The 4,340-nt window shown below is 34.9% G+C and carries 5 protein-coding genes and 1 pseudogene; all 6 read left to right on the top strand.

The features are described from left to right. Positions 1-451, top strand: a pseudogene (locus tag AC6F8J_RS14270) (IS1634 family transposase); the annotation flags it as partial. Beyond that, the gene (locus tag AC6F8J_RS14275) at positions 452-697 is read left to right on the top strand and encodes a hypothetical protein (RefSeq protein ID WP_500724299.1); all 246 of its coding nucleotides are present in this window, start codon (positions 452-454) and stop codon (positions 695-697) included. Positions 698-901: 204 nt separating this feature from the next. Then, positions 902-1,306, top strand: a complete 405-nt coding sequence (locus tag AC6F8J_RS14280; protein WP_500724300.1) for a MerR family transcriptional regulator — start codon at positions 902-904, stop codon at positions 1,304-1,306. Positions 1,307-1,574: 268 nt separating this feature from the next. Continuing rightward, positions 1,575-3,227: a mercury(II) reductase gene (gene merA, locus AC6F8J_RS14285; protein ID WP_500724301.1), complete on the top strand. Its 1,653-nt coding sequence runs from the start codon at positions 1,575-1,577 to the stop codon at positions 3,225-3,227. A gap of 148 nt (positions 3,228-3,375) precedes the next feature. Then, complete coding sequence (locus tag AC6F8J_RS14290; protein WP_500724302.1) at positions 3,376-3,624, top strand: (2Fe-2S)-binding protein; 249 nt, start codon at positions 3,376-3,378, stop codon at positions 3,622-3,624. A gap of 373 nt (positions 3,625-3,997) precedes the next feature. Further along, positions 3,998-4,340, top strand: a 343-nt coding sequence (locus AC6F8J_RS14295; protein WP_500724303.1) for a conjugal transfer protein TrbL family protein, incomplete at its 3' end; no start/stop codon positions are given.

Genomic DNA, 4,340 nt, shown 5'->3' on the forward strand with positions numbered 1-4,340 from the left:
TGAGTTGAGTGGCTATTTTTGTATCATAACATCAGAGAAGATGACGGCTAAAGAGGCCTTGAATCTGTATAAAAGTAGAGATACTTCAGAAAAACTTTTCCGTGGAGATAAAACATATCTTGGTGATAAGAGTCTGCGAATATATGGTGATTCAGCAGCAGAATCAAAGATTTCCATAGAATTTCTTGCGTTGATTATTAGAAACAAAATATATACCTATCTGAAGGATGAAATGATCAAGTTAGATAAGCGACCGAATTATATGACAGTAGCAGCTGCCCTTAGGGAACTAGAAAAGATAGAAATGGTTCGATTAACAGATAATCAGTATAGACTCGATCATGCTATAACGGCTACACAAAAAGCTATACTGAAAGCATTCAGTTTAGATTCAAATATTGTGAAGCATTATGCAAAGGATATCAGCAGACTACTCAAGGAGGCGCGGTAAATGGCAAGAGGAAGAAAAGCAGGTGTTACAACATCTGAGACTATAGAACAACAAATAGAAAAGGCACAAGACAAGGTCGTAAAAACAAAAGCAGCATATGAAAAAGCAGTAGACGATTTACAGAAACTACTGGATAAGCGCGATGCCCTCAGAAAAGACACCTTGTGGAAGGCGATTATCGACAGTGGTAAATCATATGAAGAAATCCTCGGTTTTATCTCTGAGTCGGTGGATGAGGAATACTAATTTCTGATAAAAAAATGTGTGATATGCGTTTGGACGAATTATATAATAAAATCTCCTTTTGTACACCTTGCACAAGAGGAGGTTTTTTAGGCGTAAAAAAACAGGAAGTTCACAATATACTATAAACAGAGACAAAGTGAATTCATGTCTTGTGTAACAATTAATTGATATACAAATAATCTAGCTTCAAAGGGAGAGTGGCCGATGTTAACAATAAAAGAACTTGAAAAATCAACTAAAACGAGTACAGAGACTATAAGATATTATGAAAAGATAGGGATTATTCCAAAACCAAAGCGATTGGAAAATGGCTATAGGTCTTATGATAAGAGTTATATTATAAAAATCAAGTTTATTATCAAAGCCAAAAAACTTGGTTTTACTTTGAAAGAAATCAAACAACTTTTTTCAAACGCACTTGATCCGGAGGCAACTTGTAATGACATTGCTGATATTGCTCTAGCTAAGATTGAACAAATTGATCAACAAATCTATGAATTAAGTAAGATGAAAGAACTACTTAATTCAGTTTCGATAAAATGCGATCCTTCTTATTCTATTCAGGAATGTCCAATCATAAACAGTCTGATGGAAAATACAGAGGATTAACTTGACATTGAAGTATAGTACAGGGTTTATACTTAATAAGTAGAAGGAACTTATTAAGTATAAACCCTGTACTATTAGTAGGTTATCATTGCAACTTCATTTGGCACCAGCAGCTATTTTAGCATATTTGGATTATGTAATAATACATTTGCTCATAATAGGTATTGTCCTTTCGTATATAGCCTATGCTAGAGACAAAAGTACCTGCAAAGAATGCGAAATTAAAGACAAGTTGGCAGTCAATTAAATCCAAAGGAGGAAATTGAATATGAAAAAGTTTAAAACAAAAATTGAAGGAATGACCTGCAAGGCGTGTGAAATTCATGTGACAGAAGCCTTAGAGAAGGTAAAATTAGAAAACATAGATGTTGATTATCAAAGTGGAGAATCTATGTTTGAGATACCAGAAGGGATTGAGGAAAAATCAATATATGCAGCATTAGAAGCAACACCCTATAAGTTTGTCGAAATTAATGAACTGCCTGAAAAAAAAGAATTAAGCAATAAACCCCTTGATAATGATAATTATGACTTTGATATATTATTGATAGGTTCTGGTAGTGCAGCATTCTCGGCAGCTATAAAAGCAACAGAATATGGTGCGAGAATAGGGATGATAGAAAGAGGCGTCATTGGTGGAACTTGTGTCAATATAGGATGTGTGCCATCTAAAGCATTACTTAAAGCGGGAGAGATTAATAAATCTGCTGTACAAAACCCCTTTGCAGGATTGCATACATCGGCTAATCAACCGGATATGACAGAATTAGTTCAACAGAAAGATCAATTAGTTGATAAGCTGAGAAGAGAAAAGTATGTTGATTTAATCAGTGCTTATGATATCGAGCTCATCAAAGGAGAGGCAAGTTTTATAAATGAGAATGAAATTGAGGTAGATGGTAAGACCTATAAATCAAAACGCTTTTTGATAGCCACTGGTGCATCCCCATTTGTTCCATCAATAAAAGGTTTAGACAAGGTAGATTATTTAACGAGCACCTCATTACTGGACCTAAAAGAAATACCTAAAAGATTGACCGTCCTTGGTTCAGGATTTATTGCTATGGAACTAGGGTTCCTCTTTAACAACTTAGGAAGTAAAGTGACCCTAATCCAAAGAAGTGAGCGTTTGTTAAAAACATATGATCCAGAAATATCTCTTTCAGCAGAGCATGCCTTATCCGAACAAGGTATAACATTCATAAAAGGTGTTCAGTATGATGGCATTGAGCAAAGTGATGACATTAAGAAGGTATTTATTACTGTTAATGGCCAACGTGAAGTCGTGGAAAGTGATGAATTACTTGTTGCAACGGGGAGAAAAGCAAACACAGAGATGTTGAATCTAAAAGCTGCTCATGTTGAAGTTGGCTTACGTGGAGAAGTTAAAACAGATGCATATTGTCAAACAAGTAATCCTAGAATATATGCAGCAGGTGATGTAACAGATGGACCACAGTATGTATATGTTGCTGCTTATGAAGGTGGTGTGGCAATTGATAATGCTATCGGAAATAAAAAGAAAGAAATAAATTTATCAGCAGTACCGAGTGTTATTTTTACGAGTCCTTCAATTGCTTCAGTTGGATTAACAGAAAGACAAGCAATTGAAAAAGGATATGAGGCTAAAGTATCTATACTTCATTTAGATGCCGTTCCAAGGGCGTTGGTTAATTTTAATACTTATGGTGTGATAAAACTGGTTGCAGATTCAAGGTCACAAAAGATACTAGGTGTTCACATGGTTTCAGATCAAGCTGGAGAAGTAATCTATGCGGCGACATTGGCTGTTAAATATGGATTAACAATTACAGATTTAACTGATAGTATGGCACCGTATTTAACTATGGCAGAGGGACTAAAGTTGGCAGCACTTACCTTTGACAAAGATGTTTCGAAATTGTCCTGTTGTGCTAATTAAGCGCACTTATTCGTTGTAGATGTCATTGAACCATTAGACATAACAAAGTTATAGTATCCAAGAAGAAGGAGCCACAGAAAATTATAATTTGTGTATTATAATTACAAGTGTATTTTATGAGGAATAACTAGATAATAGAGGTGAAAAAATGAATGAAAGTAAATGCTCGTGCTGTGCTTCCGATAACGCAGAAGTTGTTATTGGAGAATATGTTTGTTATTGCAACCATGTCACAGAGCAGGACATAGTAGATGCCATTAATAATGGCGCTAAAGATGTTAAAGAAGTCATTAAAGTGACAGGCGCTATGAAAAACAGTAATTGTGCTGTCAACAATCCGAAAGGTACATGCTGCTATTCGGATATAGTATATGTGTTCAACAAGTATTTTGAGTAATAGAAATGCACTTCTTACATTTGTTGAAGTGCATTTTTTTACATTTCTATAGCAGTACTAAAATTAAATAAAAACAATTTAAAATGAGCCGTCAAAATTGACACGATTAAACTATGTTGTTTAGTCGTGTTTTGTTTTATAAAAAATTAATGAAAGGAAGGGAAAAACAATGGTTTACAAAAGAATTAGTATTAAATTTTGGAAATATTTTCAGGGAGATTTTCTTAATCGTGTTAATCGTCGGTGTAGAAAAATTTTGCCAACTTTAGAACAACGTATCCAAGATATGTTTGACTTTGCTGGCTAAGCTGTTAGTAAACCGTAGCTTTTGGCAACCACCAAAAGCTACGGTTTTGAAAGGAGGTGTTTTGGCTTGTCTTATGTCATCATGCTATTAATAACAGATATCTTAACGGGTTGTATGATATATGTGAATACCCTACTTGAAGGGATTGTACCCATAGCGCTTCATGCAGAAGACTATATGGATACACTTCTTGGTACCAATGGCATTAGCGGCATCTTTGACATCTTTTTTGCCTTTGGTGTATCTCTGATTATACTTAAATTTTTGAAAAAGGGCTTTGAAAGGTATTTTTTATGGTCCGATGGTGATGCCGATACAGAACCGATTCTTCTTTTGACAGGCTTTTTCAAGGCATTAGCCATTGCAGTATGTTTTCCCACTTTGTATGACTGGTTGGCAGAAATCATTT

The sequence above is a fragment of the Petrocella sp. genome (genome assembly GCF_059865615.1).

Excerpts from the sequence above, each read along its gene's own strand:
- AC6F8J_RS14275 (WP_500724299.1), top strand. The coding sequence starts at position 452 with ATGGCAAGAGGAAGAAAAGCAGGTGTTACAACATCTGAGACTATAGAA.
- AC6F8J_RS14290 (WP_500724302.1), top strand. The coding sequence starts at position 3,376 with ATGAATGAAAGTAAATGCTCGTGCTGTGCTTCCGATAACGCAGAAGTT.
- AC6F8J_RS14280 (WP_500724300.1), top strand. The coding sequence starts at position 902 with ATGTTAACAATAAAAGAACTTGAAAAATCAACTAAAACGAGTACAGAG.
- merA (WP_500724301.1), top strand. The coding sequence starts at position 1,575 with ATGAAAAAGTTTAAAACAAAAATTGAAGGAATGACCTGCAAGGCGTGT.